This is a genomic window from Pantoea sp. DY-15, from assembly GCF_019795935.1.
Classification (GTDB): Bacteria; Pseudomonadota; Gammaproteobacteria; order Enterobacterales; family Enterobacteriaceae; genus Pantoea; species Pantoea leporis.
Genome location: NZ_JAIMIF010000006.1, coordinates 23531 through 45023, shown reverse-complemented (window position 1 = coordinate 45023; position 21493 = coordinate 23531). Strand labels below are relative to the sequence as shown.

The window sequence follows — 21493 nt, the reverse complement described above, 5'->3', positions numbered from 1 at the left end:
CGACATTTATGTCGCCCTATTTTTATTTATTAATACCCTAAAAGTTTAAGGTGGAATCATGAGCCACAGCGACACTATCGTTGCCCAGGCGACGCCTCCCGGCCGTGGCGGCGTTGGCATTCTGCGTATCTCTGGCACCAAAGCCGCTGAGGTGGCGCAAGCCGTGCTCGGCAAGCTGCCAAAACCGCGCTATGCCGACTATCTGCCCTTTACCGATGCCGATGGCAGCGTGCTCGATCAAGGCATTGCGCTGTGGTTTCCTGGCCCGAACTCCTTCACCGGTGAAGATGTGCTGGAGCTGCAAGGCCACGGCGGCCCGGTGATTCTCGACCTGCTGCTTAAGCGCATCGTGGCGCTGCCCGGCTTACGCATTGCGCAACCAGGTGAATTCTCCGAACGCGCCTTCCTTAACGACAAGCTCGATTTGGCGCAAGCCGAAGCGATTGCCGATCTGATCGATGCCAGCTCAGAGCAAGCCGCCCGCTCGGCGGTGAACTCGCTGCAAGGCGCGTTTTCCCTGCGCATCAATGCACTTGTGGAAGCACTTACTCACCTGCGCATCTATGTGGAAGCGGCCATCGACTTCCCGGATGAGGAGATCGATTTCCTTTCCGACGGCAAAATTGAAGCACAGCTGAATGTGGTGATCGGTGATCTCGACGGCGTGCGTGCCGAAGCGCGTCAGGGCAGCCTGCTGCGCGAAGGGATGAAAGTGGTGATTGCCGGTCGTCCTAATGCCGGAAAATCGAGCCTGCTGAATGCCTTAGCCGGGCGCGAAGCGGCGATTGTCACCGATATTGCTGGCACCACGCGCGACGTCCTGCGCGAGCACATCCATATCGACGGCATGCCGCTGCACATCATCGATACCGCCGGTTTACGTGAAGCCAGCGACGAAGTCGAGCGCATTGGTATTGAACGCGCGTGGCAGGAGATCGAGCAGGCCGACCGCGTGCTATTTATGGTCGATGGCACCACCACCGACGCGACTGAAGCCGCCGCCATCTGGCCAGATTTTGTTGCCCGTTTGCCGGAAGCGCTACCAATTACCGTGGTGCGTAACAAAGCGGATATGACCGGCGAAGTGCTGGGCCTCACTGAAGTGAACGGTCACTCACTGATTCGTCTCTCGGCGCGCACCGGTGAAGGTGTGGAAGCGCTGCGCGATCACCTGAAACAGAGCATGGGATTTGCCGGCAATATGGAAGGCGGATTCCTCGCCCGCCGCCGCCATCTGCAAGCACTGGAGTTAGCCGCAACGCACTTGCAGCAGGGCAAGCATCAGCTGTTAGGCGCGTGGGCCGGCGAATTACTGGCAGAAGAGTTACGTTTAGCGCAGCAAGCGCTGAGCGAAATCACCGGTGAATTCACCTCCGACGATTTGCTGGGCAGAATCTTCTCCAGTTTCTGTATTGGTAAGTAATGGCCTGCGGCGTTCTCATGTCGGGTGCGCATTCATGCGCATCTGGCGCCCGGTAGACATGCGTCTTTGTTATTTGGCTCTCCCACGCCTTTGCAGTATAACGATCATTGCCCGGCGAACAGGTCCTGCTGGGTACATTCATTATTCATGCTAAATATTGGGCGCAAGTTGCTGCCTGAACAGGAGAGAAACATGAGTACAACGCTCGACAGCGTGGCGCTGAACACGCTGTTCATTGAAGCCCGCACCCACAGCTATTGGCAGGACAAACCGGTTTCTCGTGAGGTGCTGGAGCAGCTCTATCATCTGACCGCGCTGGGCCCAACCTCGGCTAACTGCTCGCCGGGCCGTTTTGTGTTTGTGACCTCGCAGGAAGGCAAAGAGAAGCTGAAACCCGCGCTCTCCTCCGGCAACGTCGATAAAACCATGGCCGCACCGGTAACGGTAATCGTGGCGTGGGATCCTGAATTCTACGAAGCGCTGCCGAAGCTGTTCCCGCATGGTGATGCGCGCAGCTGGTTTACCAGCAGCCCGGATCTGGCGAAAGAGACCGCGTTCCGTAACAGCAGCTTGCAGGCAGGTTATTTGATTCTGGCCGCGCGTTCGCTGGGCCTGGATGCCGGCCCGATGTCCGGTTTCGATCCGACAAAAGTGAACGACGCCTTCTTTAGCGAGAGCAAATGGCAGGTGAACTTACTGATCAATCTCGGCTATGGCGAAGCCAGCAAACTGCACGCGCGTCTGCCACGTCTCGGCTTTGATGAAGCCAGCACCTTTGCCTGATTGAGAAAAGGCGTCGGGCTTAGCCCACGACGCCCGTTTCAAGCGGTTATCCCAGTGAATGGAAGCCGCTGTTGAAGTAGATCATCGGCTCTGCCGCTTCACCTGGCAGAGCAATGCCCACGATACGCGCCAGCAGCACGCTGTGCGTGTTCCACTCCACTACCTTCTCCAGCTGGCAATCAAAACTCACCAGCGCATCAGCCAGAATCGGCGCGCCGGTATTCAGCGTCTGCCACGTACCGTTTTGAAAACGCTCGGCGCGGCGTGAGGATTGGCTGAACTGGGCACATAAGTCGTCATGCTGCTCACGCAGCACGTTCACGGCAAAATGGCCGGCTGCGATAAAAGCATCATGACTGGACGCGCTACGATTCACGCACACCAGCAGGCTGGGTGGCTCAGCCGCCAGCGAACTGACCGACGTGGCAATCAGCCCAAGCTTTTCGCCCTGAAATTCGGTGGTAACCAGAGAAACACCCGCGGTTAAGCGACGCATGCCGTGACGAAACTCATCAAGCGAGATCGATTCCTGGCGAGAAATAGCGGTATCTGACATAAAAAACTCCGACGTGCCTGTTTTAACAATGCGCACAATGGGCAGATGAATGAAGAGTTAGCGCACTTTGATGTGCTGTTTTACTGCCCAAATCCTACACCACATCACACAGTTAGGCACTCAATCCGGCAGGTTTCTGCAAAAGCGTTCTATGAAAAGTTGCCAAATGGGATTGCCGCATGGCTTCGTCCTTATCTGAAATATCGCCTATTCCATCTTAAGCCGGATGCAAACCCATGAGAAAATTCTTACAATAGCACTGATGATTATTCGACCATTTTCATGGAGCGACAGATGGCTAGTCATTTTGTACGTTGGATAGGTAATCCGCCCTTTTCTTCTGAGAACATGCGGGTGCCACAAGAAGTAATCAACAGCGCTCAGCGCTTCGCTGACAAGCGTCGCGGACGCTTTCTCGCCGCACGCGAACTGCTGGCTCAGCTGATGTTACGCGTCTACGGTATCCGCGAACTTCCCGCGCTGACGACCACCAGCAGCGGACGTCCCTGTTTTGCCGATGCCAACCTGCCCGATTTCAGCATCTCCTACGCCGGAAACACTATCGGTGTGCTGCTGGCCGAAGAAGGCGGCCGCGCCGGACTGGATATGGAAATTGTGCGCGCACACAGTCGCCAAACACAGGATATGCTGACACAGGATCTCTCCTCCGGCGAAAAAGCATGGATTAACGCGCAGCAGGATTTCATGGAAGCGCTGACGCAAATCTGGACGCTGCGCCAAAGCATTCTCAAGCTCACCGGCGAAACCGATAGCGGTATTGATTCACTGCGTTTGCATCCTGCGGCCGGTCGGCTGCGTTCCACCGTGTTCCCCGATATTCAGGCGGTGTGTGATGCTGAGCCCACGCTGGTGTGGTCATGCGCGCTGTCGCCCGGCACCGAACGCTTACATCTGTGGGAGATTGATGGCGCGCAGCAGTGGCAAGCGCTGCGCGATGTCGAGATGAGTAAACCCAATATCGGGCCGCATACGCTGCGCCTGACCAGTTTGGTCACGCCGCATGAGATGGGACATCCGTAAAAAAGGCCGCATCAGCGGCCTTTACTGTTTAGTGGGCATCGATAAAGACGATTTTCAGCACGAACAGTAGCGCGACCACCACCACGCACGGGCTGATTTCACGCCAGCGGCCGGTTCCCAACTTCATCACGCAGTAAGAGATAAAGCCCAGCGCGATACCTTCGGTGATCGAGAAGCTGAACGGCATCATCGCCGCAGTAACAAACGCTGGCACCGCTTCGGTGAGATCGTCCCACTGCACGCGTGACAGCGACGCCGTCATCAATACGCCAACGTAAATCAGCGCACCCGCCGCCGCATAAGAGGGCACCATCGCCGCCAGCGGTGACAGGAACATCACCAGCAGGAACAGAATCCCGGTGATCACCGCCATCAGGCCGGTACGACCGCCGATCGCCACGCCGGACGAACTTTCAATGTAGGCGGTTACCGATGAGGTACCAATCAGCGAACCGGTCACCGAACTGATGCTATCAACGTACAGCGCCTGCTTCATGCGCGGGAAAGTGCCTTTCTCGTCAGTCAGCCCGGCTTTATCGGTCACGCCAATCAGCGTGCCGGAGGAATCGAACAGATTCACCAGCATAAAGGAGAAGATCACCCCGGCCATGCCGATGTTGAACGCGCCTTTGATATCAACCTGGCCCACAACAGAAGTGATCGCTGGCGGAGCGGCGAACACGCCGCTGAATTTCACATCGCCAATGATCAAGCCCAGCGCGGTCGTCACCACAATCGACACCAGCACCGCCGCATGGATATTGCGGGAAGCCAGAATTGCGATGATGAAGAAACCCAGCGCCCCAAGCAGCACGCTGTGCGAGGTCAGATTACCCACAGCCACAATGGTATCGGCGTTTGGCACGATAATTCCGGCGTTTTTCAGCCCCATCATGGCGATAAACAGACCAATACCAGCGGTGATGCCAACACGCAGGCTGAGCGGAATGTTGGCAATCATCCAGTAACGCACGCGCAGCAGCGTGAGGATCAGCAGACCCAGCGCGCCCCAGAAAATCGCGCCCATACCAATCTGCCACGAGTATCCCATGGCCCCGACCACCACAAAGGCGAAGAAGGCGTTCAGGCCCATCGCCGGTGCCAGAGCTACCGGCAGATTCGCCACCAGCCCCATCAGAATACTGCCGAACGCGGCAATCAAGCAGGTAGTAACAAATACTGCCTGCGTATCCATGCCCGCTACACCGAGAATTTGCGGGTTAACGAAAACGATGTACACCATCGTCAGGAAAGTCGTGCAACCGGCAATCACTTCGGTACGCACGGTGGTTCCGTGTTCCTGCAGTTTGAAGATGCGCTGCAAAAGGCCCTGATTAGTCATTCCACTGTTCCGCTAAAAAATTTATCGCCGCGTATCCTATAGAGTTTAGCGCGGCAAAACACTGATTATTCGCAACCGGTTGCTCAGGGTCGCTTTCTGCGCTCAGTGCGCTAGAGTGTCAGCTTATTGTTTAACAAAAGGATGATGTGCGATGTCGGTGGAATGTATTTTTTTTGATTGCGACGGCACGCTGGTCGACAGCGAAGTGATCTGTACGCAAGCTTACGTCAACACCTTTGCCCGCTACGGTATTGAACGCTCTCTGCAGCAGATGTTTGAGCAGTATAAAGGGGTAAAGCTCTACGACATCATCCGCGATGTGGCGGCCGAACATCAGGTTGAACTGCCGCTCGACGAGGTGGAAACCGCCTATCGCGCCGAAGTGGCTAGATTGTTTGATCTCGATTTGAAGCCAATTACCGGTGCCAAAGCGCTGGTGGAAAGTGTCAACGTGCCGATGTGTGTGGTTTCAAACGGCACGGTGAAGAAGATGCAGCATTCGCTGGGATTGACCGGCATGCTGCCGTATCTCGATGGCAAGCTGTACAGCGGGTATGACATTAACCACTGGAAGCCGGATCCGGAACTGATGTATCACGCCGCCGAGCAGATGCAGGTGCCGATTGAGAAGTGCATTCTGGTGGATGATTCCGAAGCGGGCGCGCGTGCCGGGATCGCGGCCGGGATTCCGGTGTTTTACTACTGCGCCGATGCGCACAATCCCGAACTCGATCATCCGCTGGTGACGCGCTTTGATGATATGGCGCAGTTGCCGGATTTGTGGCGCGCGCGTGGCTGGGATTTGGTGGGGTAGTGCTCGTTTTCCCCCTCCTCGGTTTGTGCTGGCTGTCCCCCTCCTCGGTCCTCCCCCATGAATGGGGGAGGAAGATGCTGCCATATGCCAGCTCAGAAGTTGCATGTGGCAGCATCTCCTTCCCCCATTCATGGGGGAAGGCCGGGATGGGGGACAGCCAGCACAACCCAAATCAGCCAATCGCCCCTAACGAATCCTCGTTGCTCTGCTTCTTCGGCAGCAGGAACAGCGTGGCGGCGATATCCAGCAGATAAATCAGCGCCAGCAGCGTGATCGCCGCGGTGAATGAGATATTGGTCGCCAGCAGGCCAATCACCAATGGACCAAACCCGCCCACGCCACGCCCCAAATTAAACAACACGTTCTGCGCTGTTGCGCGCGCCTGCGGTGGGAAAGTGTCGGAAATCAGCGCGCCGTAGCCGCCGATCATGCCGTTCACAAACATCCCCATCAGCGCGCCGGTAAACAGCATCACCGTAGGATCGCGCAGCTGCGCATACACCACCACCATCACCACCGCGCCGAACTGATACAGCAGGAAGATTTTCCAGCGCGCGAAACGATCGGCCAGCACGCCAAACAGCCAGATGCCGAACGTCATGCCCACCACCGTCACCGCGGTCCACAAGCCTGATTTGGTCAGGCTGAAACCGAAGCTGGACGACAGATAGCTCGGCATCCAGATCATCAATCCGTAGTAACCAAAGTTCTGCACCGAGCAGAGAATGAAAATCCCCAGGCTGGCTTTACTGGTGGCGCGATCGGCAAACAGCAATTTAAGACGTGCGCCAAAGGAGAGCTGCGGCGTTTTCTCCACGTGGCGGGTAAAGCTCTCCGGCTCGCCCATGCTGCGGCGAATCACAAAGGAGACCAGCGCCGGCAGCAAACCGACGAGGAACATGCCGCGCCAGCCAATCACGCTCAGCAGCGGCGGCGTGATAAAGGCCGCCAGCAGCACACCGAGCTGCCAGCCAATGCCCACCCACGCCGAGGCGCGGTTGCGCTTCTCTTTCGGCCAGGCTTCGGCAATCAGCGCCATGCCGATACCGAACTCGCCGCCCAATCCCACGCCCGCCAGCGTGCGGTACACCAGCAGATCCCAATAACCCTGCGCCACGGCGCACAGGCCGGTGAACACTGAGAACACCAGAATAGTAACGGTAAGGATACGGATGCGACCATAGCGATCGCTGAGATGGCCAAACACGATGCCGCCGATCACCGCGCCAATCAGTGTCCAGGTGACCAGCGAACCGGCCTGAGACGGATCGAGCGCCAGCGAGACGCTGATCGCCGGCAGCATAAAGCCAAGAATCAGCAGATCAAATCCGTCCATCGCGTAGCCGCTGATAGCCGCCACCATGGCTTTCGCCGGTGTAATGGCTTGTTTTTTAGGAGTTGGGGAAGACATGTAACAGCACCTGGCAGAAAAAAGTGCGCCAAGTATAAAGAGAGGGAATCGATGAGAACAGACAGAATTTAAGCAGGCAGCCCGTTAGCCACAGTGGCAACGGGCCGCCGACGCATCAATCAAGAGGGTTTATTGCTGCCGTCATCGCCCGACAGCAGTTCATCCAGCTTGTCACCGCCCACATGACGGAAATCCTGACCTTTGACGAAATAGAAGATAATTTCGCAAATGTTCTGGCAGCGATCACCGATACGCTCGATGGCGCGGGCGCAGAACAGCGCGGTCAGCACACTTGGGATAGTGCGCGGATCTTCCATCATGTAGGTCATCAGCTGACGCACGATGCCTTCGTACTCTTTATCCACCTTCTTATCTTCGCGGTAGATTTTGATGGCTTCGTTGAGATCCATGCGCGCGAACGCATCCAACACGTCGTGCAGCATCTGCACGGTGTGATGACCAAGCGCTTCAAGGCTCACCAGCAGCGGCAGATGCTGCTGGCTGAACTTCTCCAGCGCGGTGCGGCTGATTTTTTCTGCCACATCGCCAATGCGTTCCAGCTCAGAAATGGTCTTGATGATCGCCATTACCAGGCGCAAATCGCTGGCGGTCGGCTGGCGTTTGGCGATGATGCGCACGCAGGCTTCATCAATCTCCACTTCCATCATGTTGACCTTCTGGTCGCCGTCGATGACGTGACGCGCCAGTTCGCCATCCTGGTTGTGCATCGCGGTGATGGCGTCCATCAGCTGCTTCTCAACCATGCCGCCCATGATCATCACTTGCGTGCGAATGTGCTCCAGCTCCGCGTTGAACTGACCGGAGATGTGTTTGTTCAGATTTAAATTATCCATGTGCGTCTCCTGAATCAGCCGTAACGACCGGTGATGTAATCTTCGGTCTGCTTCTTTGCGGGCTTAGTGAACAAGGTATCGGTATCGCTGAACTCAATCAGCTCGCCCAGATACATAAAAGCGGTGTGGTCAGAACAACGCGCAGCCTGCTGCATGTTGTGAGTCACGATCACCACCGTGTAATCCTGCTTTAGTTCGGTGATCAGCTCTTCAATACGACCGGTTGAGATCGGATCCAGCGCGGAGCAAGGCTCATCCAGCAACAGCACTTCCGGGCGAATCGCGATGCCGCGGGCGATGCACAAACGCTGCTGCTGACCGCCGGAAAGACTGTAACCGCTCTGATGCAGCTTGTCTTTGGTTTCATTCCACAGCGCGGCTTTGGTCAGCGCCCACTGCACGCGCTCATCCATATCGGCACGCGACAGCTTCTCAAACAGCCGCACGCCGAAGGCGATGTTGTCATAAATCGACATCGGGAATGGCGTAGGCTTCTGGAACACCATACCGACGCGTGCGCGCAGCAGGGCGATATCCTGATTGGAAGCCAGAATGTTATCGCCATCCAGCAGGATGTCACCTTCAGCACGCTGCTCCGGATAGAGCGAGTACATTTTGTTGAAGGTGCGCAGCAAAGTGGATTTACCGCAGCCTGATGGGCCGATAAACGCGGTCACCTGGTTTTTGGTGATATCCAGATTGATGTTTTTCAGCGCGTGAAACTTACCGTAATAGAAGTTCAGATTACGGACCTGAATTTTACCGGCTGATGAAGTCACGTTACTCATTCTCGTCTCTCATAAGCAGCGCCGCCGAAGCCGCGCCGGGAAATTAGTGTTTGCCCTTGGCGAAAACCACACGCGCCACAATGTTCAGCAGCAGCACGCACACGGTAATAATCAGCACACCCGCCCACGCCAGGCTTTGCCACTCGGCAAACGGGCTCATGGCGAATTTAAAGATGGTGACCGGCAGGTTAGCGATCGGCTGCATCATGTCGGTGCTCCAGAACTGGTTCGACAGCGCAGTAAACAGCAGCGGTGCGGTTTCACCGGCGATACGCGCCACGGCCAACAGCACACCGGTGATGATGCCGGAAACCGAGGCTTTCAGCGTAATCGCCGAAATCATCTTCCACTTCGGCGTACCCAGCGCATAAGCCGCTTCACGCATGCTGTCGGGTACCAGACGCAGCATATTTTCGGAGGTACGAATCACAATCGGGATTTGCAGCAGCGCCAGCGCTACTACGCCCGCCCAACCGGAGAAGTGCTGCATCTGCGATACCACAATGGTGTAAACGAACAGGCCCACCACAATCGACGGTGCTGACAGCAGAATGTCGTTGATGAAGCGAATCACTTCCGCCAGCCAGTGTTTACGGCCATATTCCGCCAGATAAATCCCAGCCATGATGCCGAGCGGCGTTCCGATGATCGTTGACCAGAAAATCAGTAAACCGCTGCCGAGTAAGGCATTGGCTAAACCACCGCCTGCGGTGTTGGGCGGCGGTGTCGATTCGGTAAACAGCTCCCAGCTCAACCCATCAACGCCGCGCGTAACAGTGGTGAACAGAATCCACACCAGCCAGAACAGACCGAATGCCATGGTCATCAGCGACAGCGTCAGGGCAATTTTGTTTTTAGTACTGCGCCATGCCTGCATTTTGCGGCGCGATGCTTCCAGCTCAGCGCGAGCCTGAACTTCAATAGCGGTCATGAACGGGCTCCTTCACTCTTCGCCAGACGCAGGATCATCAGTTTGGAGATCGCCAGCACGATAAAGGTAATCACGAACAGAATCAGACCCAGCTCCATCAGAGCCGCGACGTGGACACCGGATTCCGCTTCGGCGAATTCGTTGGCCAGCGCGGAGGTGATGCTGTTGCCCGGCATAAACAGCGAGGCGCTGTCGAGCTGGTAGGTGTTACCGATGATAAAGGTCACCGCCATGGTTTCACCCAACGCGCGGCCCAGGCCAAGCATCACGCCGCCGATCACGCCATTTTTGGTGAACGGCAGCACGATGCGCCAGATCACTTCCCACGTGGTGCAGCCGATACCGTAAGCCGACTCTTTCATCATCACCGGCGTTTGTTCAAATACGTCGCGCATCACCGAGGCGATGTACGGGATGATCATGATGGCGAGAATCACACCCGCCGCCAGAATGCCGATACCAAATGCCGGGCCAGAGAATAGCGTGCCGACAATCGGGATATTCGCCATCACGTTGCCAACCGGCGTCTGGAAATATTCGGCGAACAGCGGCGCAAAAACAAACAGGCCCCACATGCCGTACACGATGCTGGGGATGGCCGCCAGCAGCTCAATGGCGGTGCCCAACGGGCGACGCAGCCAGCCTGGCGCCAGTTCGGTCAGGAACAGCGCGATGCCGAAGCTCACCGGCACGGCAATGATCAAGGCAATAATCGAGGTGACGAGGGTGCCGTAAATCGGTACCAGCGCACCAAATTGTTCGTTTGGCGCATCCCAGGTTTTGTTCCACAGGAAAGAGAAACCAAATTTTTGGATGCTTGGCCAGGAGGAGAAAATCAGGGAGACGATAATGCCGCCCATCAACAGCAACACGATAAGCGCGGATAGCTTCACCAGCGCGCCGAAAATCATGTCGCCTTGTTTACCGGGGGCTTTGAACGTCGGCTTAGTGGCAGCCATAGAATTCTCTGTTCTCAGGGGGATGTCAGGGCGGCACGCAGGCCGCCCATTGGGGTTGGCCAACCGTCTCGGCTGGCCGGGTCAATCTGTTACTGGTACAGCGCTTTACCGGAGCTATCTTTGATGTTCGCTTTCCACGCTGCACGAATCTGGTTAGCTACGCTTTCTGGCAGCGCGGCGTAATCCAGGTCGGTTGCGGTTTTGCTGCCACCTTTGTATGCCCAGTCGAAGAACTTCAGCACTTCGCTACCTTTCTCCGCATTCGCCTGATCTTTGTAAATCAGGATGAAGGTGGTTGAGGTGATCGGCCATGCATCGTTGCCTTTCTGGAAGGTCAGATCCTGAGCAAAGGTTTTGCTCCAGTCTGCGCCTTTCGCGGCGTTAGCAAAGCTCTCTTCGCTTGGTGCAACCGCTTTACCGTCGGCATCAACCAGTTTGGTGTAGGTCAGGTTGTTCTGCTTGGCGTAAGCGTATTCCACATAGCCAATTGAACCCGGCAGACGCTGTACAAACGCGGCCACGCCGTCGTTACCTTTACCGCCCAGACCGGTTGGCCAGTTAACGGTGTTACCTTTACCGATTTTGCTGTTCCACTCTTCGTTCACTTTTGCCAGGTAGCTGGTGAAGACGAAGGAAGTACCGGAACCGTCAGCGCGGCGAACCACGTTGATGTTGGAATCTGGCAGTTTCACGCCTGGGTTCAGTTTAGTGATCGCCGGGTCGTTCCACTTTTTGATGGTGCCGAGGTAGATGTCGCCCACGGTTTTACCGTCAAGAGTCAGTTCACCGGATTTCACACCTGGGATGTTAACCGCCAGCACCACACCACCGATGACGGTAGGGAACTGGAACAGGCCGTTTTTCTGCAGATCTTCTTCTTTCATTGGCGCATCAGACGCACCGAAATCGACGGTTTTCGCGATGATTTGCTTCACGCCGCCGGAAGAACCAATACCCTGATAGTTGATTTTGCTACCGGTGGCTTGCTGGTACTCGGCTGCCCACTTGGCATAAACCGGCGCCGGGAATGTCCCGCCTGCGCCCGTCAGATCGGTGGCTGCAAAAGCAGAAACCGCGCTTACTGCGAAGGTGGCGGCGAGGATTCGGGCTACGGTGCTACGCATCAGTGTCATGTTCCCTCCAGGGGATTCAAAAAAATCAGGCTCAATGCCTTTTTAGTAGGAGTCAGTGATTGCTGCTGGAGGGAAAATAGGACAGTTTGATGACAGTGAAATGTACGAAATGTGACAGTTATATGACAGCGAGCAGAAATGAAGCGGGCCCATTGCGGGCCCACTCTTGTTACTGATTATTCAACGGTAACCGATTTCGCCAGGTTACGCGGCTGGTCAACATCGGTACCTTTAATCAGCGCCACATGGTACGAGAGCAGCTGTAACGGCACGGTGTAGAAGATCGGTGCAATCACCTCTTCTACGTGCGGCAGGGAGATGATTTTCATGCCATCGCTGTCGCTGAAACCGGCATCCTGATCGGCAAACACATACAGCAAACCGCCGCGCGCGCGTACCTCTTCAATATTGGATTTCAGCTTCTCCAGCAGTTCGTTGTTGGGCGCGACCACGATCACTGGCATATCCGCATCAATCAGCGCCAGCGGGCCGTGCTTCAGCTCGCCCGCCGCATAGGCTTCGGCGTGGATATAGGAGATCTCTTTCAGCTTCAGCGCGCCTTCCATCGCGATCGGATACTGGTCGCCACGGCCAAGGAACAGCGCGTGATGCTTATCAGAGAAACCTTCCGCCAGGTTTTCGATCACTTTGTCCTGCGCCAGCATCTGTTCGATGCGGCTCGGCAAGGCCTGCAGCGCGTGCACAATCTCGTGCTCGGTTTCGGCTTTCATGCCGTGCAGACGACCGAGTTTCGCCACCAGCATCAGCAATACTGCCAGCTGCGTGGTGAAGGCTTTGGTGGATGCCACGCCAATTTCAGTGCCGGCTTTGGTCATCAGCGCTAAATCGGATTCACGCACCAGCGATGAACCGGCCACATTACAGATGGCCAGCGAACCGAGATAACCCAGCTCTTTCGACAGGCGCAGCGCCGCCAGCGTATCGGCGGTTTCACCCGATTGTGACAGCGTGATCAGCAGGCTATTTTTACGCACTGCAGATTTGCGATAACGGAATTCTGAAGCAATTTCCACATCACAAGGCAGGTTAGCCAGCGACTCAAACCAGTAACGCGAAACCATGCCGGAGTTGTATGACGTACCGCAGGCGATGATCTGAATATGTTCGACCTGGCTCAACAGCGTCTCAGCATCCGGGCCCAGCTCGCTAAGATCGACTTCGCCATGATTAAAACGACCGGTGATGGTGTTTTTGATCGCGTTCGGCTGCTCGTAAATCTCTTTCTGCATGTAATGACGATAGATGCCTTTGTCGCCTGCATCGTATTGCGCGGTCGATTCGATTTCAGCGCGCTTAGTGGTTTTACCGTCACGATCGATAATGGTGACTTCGCGGCGGGTGATCTCGGCAATGTCGCCCTCTTCCAGATAGATGAAGCGACGCGTCACCGGCAGCAGTGCCAGCTGATCGGAAGCGATAAAGTTTTCGCCCACGCCACGGCCAATCACCAGCGGACTGCCGGAGCGCGCCGCCACCAGCAGCGAAGGATCGCGGCTGTCCATGATCACCATGCCATACGCACCGCGCAGCTGCGGAATAACGCGCAGCACCACTTCACGCAGCGTGCCGCCTTGCTTCTGCTCCCAATGCACCAGATGCGCCACCACTTCGGTGTCGGTTTCTGAGGCAAAGTGATAGCCGCGCTCAAGCAACTGCGCGCGCAGCGGCTCATGGTTCTCAATGATGCCGTTGTGCACGATGATGATGTGCTCGGAAACGTGCGGATGCGCATTGGCCTCCGACGGTTCACCGTGTGTCGCCCAGCGCGTATGTGCGATACCGGTGCCGCCAATCAGCGGCTGCTGCTCTGCGGCTTCCGCCAGGTTCTGCACTTTACCCAGACGACGCAGGCGCGTCATATGGCCCTGACGATCGACGACGGCTAATCCCGCGGAGTCATAACCGCGATACTCAAGACGACGCAAACCTTCCAGCAGAATTTCTGCGATGTCACGCTGCGCTACTGCACCAACAATTCCACACATAGTAATTTCCTGACTTCATGGCTTTCGGCCATTGCGTTGTCATACGACCTGATTTCCCCGAGCCTTGTAGAGAGTGGGGATATTTTTTTATGGCACTGCTAACAGGCCGATCGTTGTCGGCCTTTAAAATTTATTTTTTCTTAACAGGACGCTGCCAGCCCGATTTTTGATTCTGTTCTTTACGGTTGTAGACCAGATCCGCAGCTAACACATCTTTCATTATCGTGGTGCCCGCGGCGATGGTCGCACCGCTCGCCACGCTGACTGGCGCCACCAGCTGGGTATCCGAACCGATAAACACGTTGTCGCCAATGATGGTTTTGGATTTGTTGGCGCCATCATAGTTACAGGTAATGGTACCCGCACCGATATTCACGCCCGCGCCAATTTCCGCATCGCCGAGATAAGAGAGATGACCGGCTTTGGAGCCTTTGCCGAGCGTGGCTTTCTTCATCTCTACAAAGTTGCCCACGTGCGCCGCTTCCGCCAACTCGCTGCCGGGACGCAGACGCGCAAAAGGCCCAACCGTACAAGCAGCGGCTAACGTGGCATCTTCGATCACCGAATAAGGGCTGATTTCACAGTCGTCAGCAATCACGCTGTTTTTAATGATGCAGCCGGCACCGATTTTTACGCGGTTGCCGAGCGTGACCTTGCCTTCGATGATCACGTTAGTGTCGATCTCCACATCGCGGCCGTGTTGCAACGAACCGCGCAGATCGAAACGCGCCGGATCGCGCAGCATCACACCTGCCAGCAGTAACTTTTCTGCCTGCTCGCTTTGGTAGACACGCTCAAGCGTTGCCAGCTGCAGGCGATTGTTGACGCCATCGGTTTCGCTGATGCGCGCCGGATGCACCGCATTGATCACGCGGCCTTCGTGGTGCGCCATGGCGATGATATCGGTGATATAGAATTCGCCCTGCGCATTGTTGTTGTTAAGTTGTGCCAGCCAGCGCTTGAGGTCGCCACCGTTGGCAATCAGGATGCCGGTGTTAATTTCCTGAATTTTTAGCTGTTCTGGCGAGGCATCTTTCTGCTCAATGATGCCGATCACCGTGCCGTTTTCACGCACGATACGACCGTAGCCGGTGGGGTTATCCAGAACCACGGTGAGTAAGCCAATGCCGCCCGCGGGTTTCGCGTCGCGCAGACGTTGCAAACTGGCCTGCGAGATCAGCGGCACGTCGCCGTACAGCATCAGAATATCTTCGTCATCGGCAAAGAAGGGTGCCGCCTGCTGCATCGCATGACCAGTACCCAGTTGCTCGGCCTGCAGCACCCAGTTGAGTGCGTTATGCGCTAACGTTGACTGCAGTAAATCTCCGCCGTGGCCGTAAACCAGATGGATCTGCTGGGCGCCCAAACCGGTTGCGGCATCAATAACGTGCTGAACCATTGGTTTACCTGCAAGGGTGTGCAGAACTTTGGGCAGGTCGGAATACATTCGGGTGCCTTTGCCAGCGGCTAAGATCACCACACTCATCGCGTTCGTAGACATAACTATCCTGATTCTCTTCAACTTTCGAAAGTGTAAGGTTTAACCCCGAGATTACTACATTTTTCTCGGGTCGAAATTAGCCGGGCTCAGCGCCAGGCGGCAAATTTTGGGCAAAAAAAATGCCAACCCAAAGGGCTGGCATTTCGTGACGCATAAAGCCTGATTACATCGCTTTTTTGGTCAGCTCGATGACACGCAGTTTCGCGATGGCTTTCGCCAGTTCCGCAGAAGCCTGAGCATAATCCACGTCGCCGTGGCTGCTGTTCATGTGCTCTTCCGCTTTACGTTTCGCTTCCAGCGCGCGCGCTTCGTCGAGGTCTTCACCGCGAATCGCGGTGTCGGCCAGAACGGTGGTGCTGCCAGGCTGAACTTCCAGCACGCCGCCAGAGAGGTAAATAAACTCCTCTTCGCCGTGCTGTTTCACGATGTGAATCATACCAGGCTTGATGGCTGTCAGCAGCGGGGCGTGGCCAGGACGAATCCCCAGCTCACCTTCGCTACCTGACACCTGGATACGCTCGACCAGACCGGAGAACATTTGTTGCTCCGCGCTGACCACGTCCAGATGATAAGTCATAGCCATACCATTCCTCCTGGGAAACCTAAATTACAGTTTCTTCGCTTTTTCTACGGCTTCTTCGATAGCGCCGACCATGTAGAACGCCTGCTCTGGCAGGTGGTCGAATTCGCCTTCCATGATGCCTTTGAAGCCACGGATGGTGTCTTTCAGGGTCACGTACTTACCTGGAGAACCGGTGAAGACTTCAGCAACGAAGAACGGCTGAGACAGGAAGCGCTGAATCTTACGCGCACGTGCCACCAGCAGCTTGTCTTCTTCAGACAGCTCGTCCATACCCAGGATGGCGATGATGTCTTTCAGTTCCTGGTAACGCTGCAGCAGAGACTGCACGCCACGCGCAACGTCATAGTGCTCCTGACCCACGATCAGTGGATCCAGCTGACGGCTGGTAGAATCCAGCGGGTCAACGGCTGGGTAGATACCCAGAGAGGCGATCTGACGGCTCAGCGTAACGGTTGAGTCTAAGTGAGCAAAGGTGGTTGCTGGTGACGGGTCAGTCAAGTCATCCGCAGGAACGTAAACGGCCTGTACAGAGGTGATTGAACCAGTCTTCGTGGAGGTAATACGCTCCTGCAACACACCCATCTCTTCTGCCAGCGTTGGCTGATAGCCTACCGCAGATGGCATACGACCCAGCAGTGCTGATACTTCAGTACCGGCCAGGGTGTAACGATAGATGTTGTCGATGAACAGCAGAACGTCACGGCCTTCATCACGGAATTTTTCCGCCATGGTCAAACCGGTCAGTGCTACGCGCAGACGGTTACCCGGCGGCTCGTTCATCTGGCCATACACCAGCGCTACTTTATCGATAACGTTGGAGTCAGTCATTTCGTGGTAGAAGTCGTTACCCTCACGAGTGCGCTCACCCACGCCAGCAAATACCGAATAACCTGAGTGCTCAGCCGCGATGTTACGTATCAGCTCCATCATGTTTACGGTTTTACCTACACCCGCACCACCGAACAGACCGACTTTACCGCCCTTAGCGAACGGACACATCAGGTCGATAACCTTGATGCCGGTTTCCAGCAGTTCCTGCGAGTTAGACTGATCTTCATACGAAGGTGCTGCACGGTGAATAGAGGAAACCTCTACTACAGTGCCGTCGTCATTCTGCAGGTCGCCTTTCATGTCGATTGGCTCACCCAATACGTTCATGATACGGCCGAGGGTTGCTTTACCAACCGGAACCTGGATAGGTTTTTTCAGGTCGGTAACTTCCAGACCGCGCTTCAGGCCGTCAGAAGTACCCATGGCGATGGTACGAACCACGCCACCACCCAGCTGCTGCTGAACTTCCAGCACCAGACGAGCATCACCATTTTTCACCTCGAGAGCGCTGTATACCTGCGGTACCGCGTCCTGAGGGAATTCGACGTCAACTACGGCGCCGATAATCTGGACAATCTTTCCAGCTGCCATCTTGAATCCTCTACCTAATACGAAAATACCCAGCCGCGCTCGCGCGACAGGATATATGCCTGGTTAAACCGCGGAGGCTCCCGAGACGATCTCGGTAAGTTCCTGGGTGATGCTGGCCTGACGAGCTTTGTTGTAAACCAACTGCAGCTCTTTGATCAGGTTTCCGCCGTTATCGGTTGCAGCTTTCATCGCAACCATACGTGCGGCCTGCTCACTGGCCAGGTTTTCCACCACACCCTGATAAACCTGCGATTCGACGTAACGGCGCAGCAGGGTATCCAGCAGCGCTTTCGGATCGGGTTCGTACAGGTAATCCCAGGTCTTCGCCTTCATCTCTTCTTCACCTTCCGCTGGCGGTAACGGCAGCAGTTGGGTAATGGTCGGAGTCTGAGACATGGTGTTATTAAACTTGTTGGCAACGATATACAGCTTGTCGATGCGACCTTCATCATAGGCCTGCAACATCACTTTTACCGGGCCGATCAAATCAGACAGTGCAGGCTTATCGCCCATACCGGTGACCTGTGCCACGATGTTGCCACCTACAGAGCCGAAGAATGAATTGCCTTTCGAACCGATAACGGCCAGATCGCTCTGTACGCCTTTATCCGCCCAGCCTTTCATATCTGCCAGCAATTTTTTGAACAGGTTAATGTTCAAACCACCACAAAGCCCGCGGTCAGTCGAAACGACCAGGTAGCCGACGCGCTTAACGTCACGCTCATCCAGGTAAGGGTGCTTGTATTCCAGATTACCCAAAGCAAGGTGACCAATCACTTTGCGCATGGTATCTGCATACGGACGGCTGGCCGCCATGCGTTCCTGCGTTTTACGCATTTTGGAGGCGGCGACCATTTCCATCGCTTTGGTGATCTTCTGCGTATTTTTTACGCTTCCGATCTTACTACGTATTTCTTTTGCGCCGGCCATTAGCTTCTCCTCAAAGCCTTGCGGCCTGCCTTTTCAGACAAGCCGCCAGACATTACCAGGACTGGGTTGCTTTAAACGTTTCGAGGAGGCCTTTCAGCTTCTCTTCGATTTCGTTATTGAAGTTACCCGCTTGGTTGATTTCAGCCATCAGCTCAGCGTGATCGCGATCCGCGAACGCCAGCAGAGCGGCTTCGAAGCTGCCGACTTTCGCCAGTTCAACATCGTTCAGATAGCCGCGCTCAGCAGCAAACAGCACCAGACCCTGTTGCGCGACTGACATCGGCGCATACTGTTTCTGTTTCAGCAGCTCGGTCACTTTCTGACCGTGGCTCAGCTGTTTACGCGTTGCATCGTCCAGATCGGAAGCGAACTGAGAGAACGCAGCCAGTTCACGATACTGTGCCAGCGCGGTACGAATACCACCGGACAGTTTCTTGATGATCTTAGTCTGTGCAGCACCACCAACACGGGATACCGAAATACCCGGGTTAACGGCTGGACGAATACCGGAGTTGAACAGGTTAGATTCCAGGAAGATCTGACCATCAGTAATGGAGATTACGTTGGTCGGAACGAACGCAGAAACGTCACCCGCCTGAGTTTCGATGATTGGCAGTGCGGTCAGAGAACCGGTCTGGCCTTTCACTTCACCGTTGGTGAAGCGCTCAACGTAGTCAGCGCTAACGCGTGATGCACGCTCCAGCAGACGAGAGTGGAGATAGAACACGTCGCCAGGGAATGCTTCACGACCTGGTGGACGGCGCAGCAGCAGAGAAATCTGACGGTAAGCAACAGCCTGCTTAGACAGGTCATCGTACACGATCAGTGCATCTTCACCGCGGTCACGGAAGTACTCACCCATCGCACAACCGGCGTAAGGTGACAGGTACTGCAGTGCTGCAGATTCAGAAGCAGAAGCGACAACCACGATGGTGTTAGCCAGCGCGCCGTGCTCTTCCAGTTTGCGAACTACGTTAGAAATGGTTGACGCTTTCTGGCCAATCGCAACGTAGACACACTTGATGCCTGAATCGCGCTGGTTGATGATGGCGTCGATTGCCATTGCAGTTTTACCGGTCTGACGGTCACCGATGATCAGCTCACGCTGGCCACGGCCGATTGGAATCATCGCATCGACAGATTTGTAACCGGTCTGAACAGGCTGGTCTACTGACTGACGGTCGATAACGCCCGGTGCAATCACTTCAACAGGCGAGAAGCCGTCGTTTTCAATTGCGCCTTTACCGTCGATCGGTGCACCCAGGGTGTTCACCACACGGCCCAGCAGGCCACGGCCAACTGGAACTTCTAAAATACGACCCGTACATTTAACTTTCATGCCTTCCGCGAGGTCAGCATACGGGCCCATCACTACTGCACCAACCGAGTCACGCTCGAGGTTCAGTGCGATAGCGTAACGGTTGCCCGGCAGGGCAATCATCTCACCCTGCATGACATCGGCCAGGCCGTGTACGCGGATGATACCGTCACTTACAGAAACAATAGTACCTTCGTTGTGAGCTTCACTCACGACATTGAACTGAGCAATGCGCTGCTTGATCAGTTCGCTGATTTCGGTGGAATTCAGTTGCATATGCTCCAGTCCCCTTAAGACTGCAAGACGTCTGCCAGACGATCAAGACGGCCGCGTACGCTGCCATCAATGACCAGGTCACCCGCACGGATAACCACACCTGCCATTACAGACTTATCAATTTTGCAATTCAGCTTAACTTTACGTGACAGACGTTTTTCCATCGCGGCGCTGATTTTAGTCAGCTGACTGTCACTCAGCGAGCTGGCAGAAATCACATCAACTTCGGCTGTCGCTTCATAAGCGTCACGCAGTTGAATGTATTGAGCCAGTACTGCTGGAAGCGCTGTCAAACGTCCGTTTTCGGCCATTACCTTAATCAGGTTCTGGGCGTTTTCATCAAGTTGATCGCCACAAACTGCAATGAAAGAAGCAGACAAAGCTTCCGGTGCGAGCGCACCGGAAAGAAGATCTGCGATCTGTTCGTTGCGAGCCACTTCTGCGGCAAACGCCAGCATTGATTGCCAGCGATCGATGCTTTGATGCTCAACAGCAAAGTCAAAAGCTGCTTTGGCGTAGGGGCGAGCTACAGTAATCAGATCAGACATCAGCCCCTCCCTCCTTACAGTTCAGCGACCAGTTTATCAACGATGTCGCTGTTAGCAGCTTCATCCACGGAACGTTCGATGATTTTCTCGGCGCCAGCTAATGCCAGCAACGCGACTTGCTTACGCAGCTCTTCACGGGCACGCGAACGCTCGGCATCAATTTCTGCCTGCGCCTGCGCCACGATGCGGTTACGTTCAGTCTCAGCTTCGGTTTTCGCTTCGTCCAGAATCTGGGCGCGGCGTTTGTTCGCCTGCTCGATAATGACCTGAGCGTCTTCTTTCGCTTTTTTCAGCTGGTCGGTCGCATTGGCCTGCGCGAGATCTAAATCTTTCTTCGCGCGCTCAGCAGAAGCAAGGCCTTCAGCAATTTCTTTCTGGCGCTTTTCGATGGCAGCCATAATCGGCGGCCATACGTACTTCATGCAGAACGCGACAAACAGAATGAACGCGATGGCCTGGCCGAGGATTGTTGCATTAATGTTCACAGCACAATGCCTCTTATTAAGTTAACTTGCTCTGCCGCTATCAGAGATAAACGGCAGAATCCGTCCCTCATCACACCAGGTGCCATGAGTGAACAAGGCTACCAGGTTTAAGCGACAGCAAACATCACGTAGAGACCCAGACCTACAGCGATCATCGGGATTGCATCCACCAGACCCATTACAACAAAGAACTGCGTACGCAGCAGAGGGATCAGATCCGGTTGACGCGCGGCGCCTTCCAGGAATTTACCTCCGAGGATGCCGATACCGATCGCAGCACCGATTGCCGCCAGGCCCATCATCACAGCGGCAGCCATGTACAGCAGATCCATATTCAGGTTTTCCATGACAGTCTCCAGTTTGTTTCAGTTAAAAGCTTAAGTGTTGAG

The 21493-nt window shown here is 55.3% G+C and carries 21 protein-coding genes; 4 read left to right on the top strand and 17 right to left on the bottom strand.

The annotated features are described in order from the left end of the window. Window positions 1-58: 58 nt before the first annotated feature. The gene (gene mnmE, locus K5Y32_RS20525; RefSeq protein ID WP_222185624.1) at window positions 59-1423 is read left to right on the top strand and encodes a tRNA uridine-5-carboxymethylaminomethyl(34) synthesis GTPase MnmE; all 1365 of its coding nucleotides are present in this window, start codon (window positions 59-61) and stop codon (window positions 1421-1423) included. Between the two features lie 192 nt (window positions 1424-1615). Then, window positions 1616-2206, top strand: coding sequence for a malonic semialdehyde reductase (locus K5Y32_RS20520; protein ID WP_222185623.1), 591 nt, complete (start codon window positions 1616-1618; stop codon window positions 2204-2206). 46 nt (window positions 2207-2252) lie between these two features. On the opposite strand, the gene K5Y32_RS20515 is transcribed toward K5Y32_RS20520, so the two are convergent. Next, window positions 2253-2762: a flavin reductase family protein gene (locus tag K5Y32_RS20515; RefSeq protein WP_101763900.1), complete on the bottom strand. Its 510-nt coding sequence runs from the start codon at window positions 2760-2762 to the stop codon at window positions 2253-2255. 294 nt (window positions 2763-3056) lie between these two features. On the opposite strand from K5Y32_RS20515, the gene K5Y32_RS20510 reads away from it, so the two are divergent. Next, a complete protein-coding gene (locus K5Y32_RS20510; RefSeq protein ID WP_222185622.1) occupies window positions 3057-3803 on the top strand; it encodes a 4'-phosphopantetheinyl transferase superfamily protein in 747 nt (248 codons plus the stop codon). A gap of 28 nt (window positions 3804-3831) precedes the next feature. Here K5Y32_RS20510 and K5Y32_RS20505 read toward each other — a convergent pair whose 3' ends face one another. After that, complete coding sequence (locus K5Y32_RS20505; protein ID WP_101763902.1) at window positions 3832-5145, bottom strand: NCS2 family permease; 1314 nt, start codon at window positions 5143-5145, stop codon at window positions 3832-3834. 151 nt (window positions 5146-5296) lie between these two features. On the opposite strand from K5Y32_RS20505, the gene yieH reads away from it, so the two are divergent. Continuing rightward, window positions 5297-5959: a 6-phosphogluconate phosphatase gene (gene yieH, locus K5Y32_RS20500; protein WP_222185621.1), complete on the top strand. Its 663-nt coding sequence runs from the start codon at window positions 5297-5299 to the stop codon at window positions 5957-5959. Window positions 5960-6131: 172 nt separating this feature from the next. On the opposite strand, the gene K5Y32_RS20495 is transcribed toward yieH, so the two are convergent. The 15 genes from K5Y32_RS20495 to atpE form a co-directional block, all read right to left on the bottom strand. Beyond that, window positions 6132-7370 carry an MFS transporter gene (locus K5Y32_RS20495; RefSeq protein ID WP_101763904.1) on the bottom strand — a complete coding sequence of 413 codons (1239 nt, stop codon included), beginning with the start codon at window positions 7368-7370 and terminating at the stop codon, window positions 6132-6134. A 119-nt stretch (window positions 7371-7489) separates the two neighbouring features. After that, entirely contained in the window at window positions 7490-8224 is a 735-nt protein-coding gene (gene phoU, locus K5Y32_RS20490) for a phosphate signaling complex protein PhoU (protein WP_007893583.1), read from the bottom strand. A gap of 14 nt (window positions 8225-8238) precedes the next feature. After that, window positions 8239-9012, bottom strand: coding sequence for a phosphate ABC transporter ATP-binding protein PstB (pstB, locus tag K5Y32_RS20485; RefSeq protein WP_101763905.1), 774 nt, complete (start codon window positions 9010-9012; stop codon window positions 8239-8241). A gap of 43 nt (window positions 9013-9055) precedes the next feature. Further along, window positions 9056-9943, bottom strand: coding sequence for a phosphate ABC transporter permease PstA (gene pstA, locus K5Y32_RS20480; protein ID WP_101763906.1), 888 nt, complete (start codon window positions 9941-9943; stop codon window positions 9056-9058). Beyond that, window positions 9940-10902 carry a phosphate ABC transporter permease PstC gene (gene pstC / locus K5Y32_RS20475; protein WP_101763907.1) on the bottom strand — a complete coding sequence of 321 codons (963 nt, stop codon included), beginning with the start codon at window positions 10900-10902 and terminating at the stop codon, window positions 9940-9942. Before pstC ends, pstA begins: the two co-directional genes overlap by 4 nt. A gap of 89 nt (window positions 10903-10991) precedes the next feature. Beyond that, entirely contained in the window at window positions 10992-12035 is a 1044-nt protein-coding gene (gene pstS / locus K5Y32_RS20470; protein ID WP_049852409.1) for a phosphate ABC transporter substrate-binding protein PstS, read from the bottom strand. A gap of 176 nt (window positions 12036-12211) precedes the next feature. After that, window positions 12212-14041: a glutamine--fructose-6-phosphate transaminase (isomerizing) gene (glmS, locus tag K5Y32_RS20465; protein WP_222185620.1), complete on the bottom strand. Its 1830-nt coding sequence runs from the start codon at window positions 14039-14041 to the stop codon at window positions 12212-12214. 130 nt (window positions 14042-14171) lie between these two features. Then, the gene (gene glmU / locus K5Y32_RS20460; RefSeq protein WP_222185619.1) at window positions 14172-15542 is read right to left on the bottom strand and encodes a bifunctional UDP-N-acetylglucosamine diphosphorylase/glucosamine-1-phosphate N-acetyltransferase GlmU; all 1371 of its coding nucleotides are present in this window, start codon (window positions 15540-15542) and stop codon (window positions 14172-14174) included. Window positions 15543-15705: 163 nt separating this feature from the next. Then, window positions 15706-16125, bottom strand: a complete 420-nt coding sequence (locus tag K5Y32_RS20455) for a F0F1 ATP synthase subunit epsilon (protein ID WP_008106717.1) — start codon at window positions 16123-16125, stop codon at window positions 15706-15708. 24 nt (window positions 16126-16149) lie between these two features. Beyond that, window positions 16150-17547 (bottom strand): F0F1 ATP synthase subunit beta, encoded by a 1398-nt coding sequence (gene atpD / locus K5Y32_RS20450; RefSeq protein ID WP_008106718.1) that lies wholly within the window; start codon window positions 17545-17547, stop codon window positions 16150-16152. A 63-nt stretch (window positions 17548-17610) separates the two neighbouring features. Continuing rightward, entirely contained in the window at window positions 17611-18477 is an 867-nt protein-coding gene (atpG, locus tag K5Y32_RS20445; protein ID WP_007893596.1) for a F0F1 ATP synthase subunit gamma, read from the bottom strand. Window positions 18478-18529: 52 nt separating this feature from the next. Continuing rightward, the gene (atpA, locus tag K5Y32_RS20440) at window positions 18530-20071 is read right to left on the bottom strand and encodes a F0F1 ATP synthase subunit alpha (protein ID WP_008106721.1); all 1542 of its coding nucleotides are present in this window, start codon (window positions 20069-20071) and stop codon (window positions 18530-18532) included. 14 nt (window positions 20072-20085) lie between these two features. Further along, window positions 20086-20619 carry a F0F1 ATP synthase subunit delta gene (gene atpH / locus K5Y32_RS20435; RefSeq protein WP_222185618.1) on the bottom strand — a complete coding sequence of 178 codons (534 nt, stop codon included), beginning with the start codon at window positions 20617-20619 and terminating at the stop codon, window positions 20086-20088. Window positions 20620-20633: 14 nt separating this feature from the next. Then, a complete protein-coding gene (gene atpF / locus K5Y32_RS20430; RefSeq protein WP_007893603.1) occupies window positions 20634-21104 on the bottom strand; it encodes a F0F1 ATP synthase subunit B in 471 nt (156 codons plus the stop codon). A gap of 107 nt (window positions 21105-21211) precedes the next feature. Beyond that, entirely contained in the window at window positions 21212-21451 is a 240-nt protein-coding gene (gene atpE / locus K5Y32_RS20425; protein ID WP_003849523.1) for a F0F1 ATP synthase subunit C, read from the bottom strand. Window positions 21452-21493: the final 42 nt, after the last annotated feature.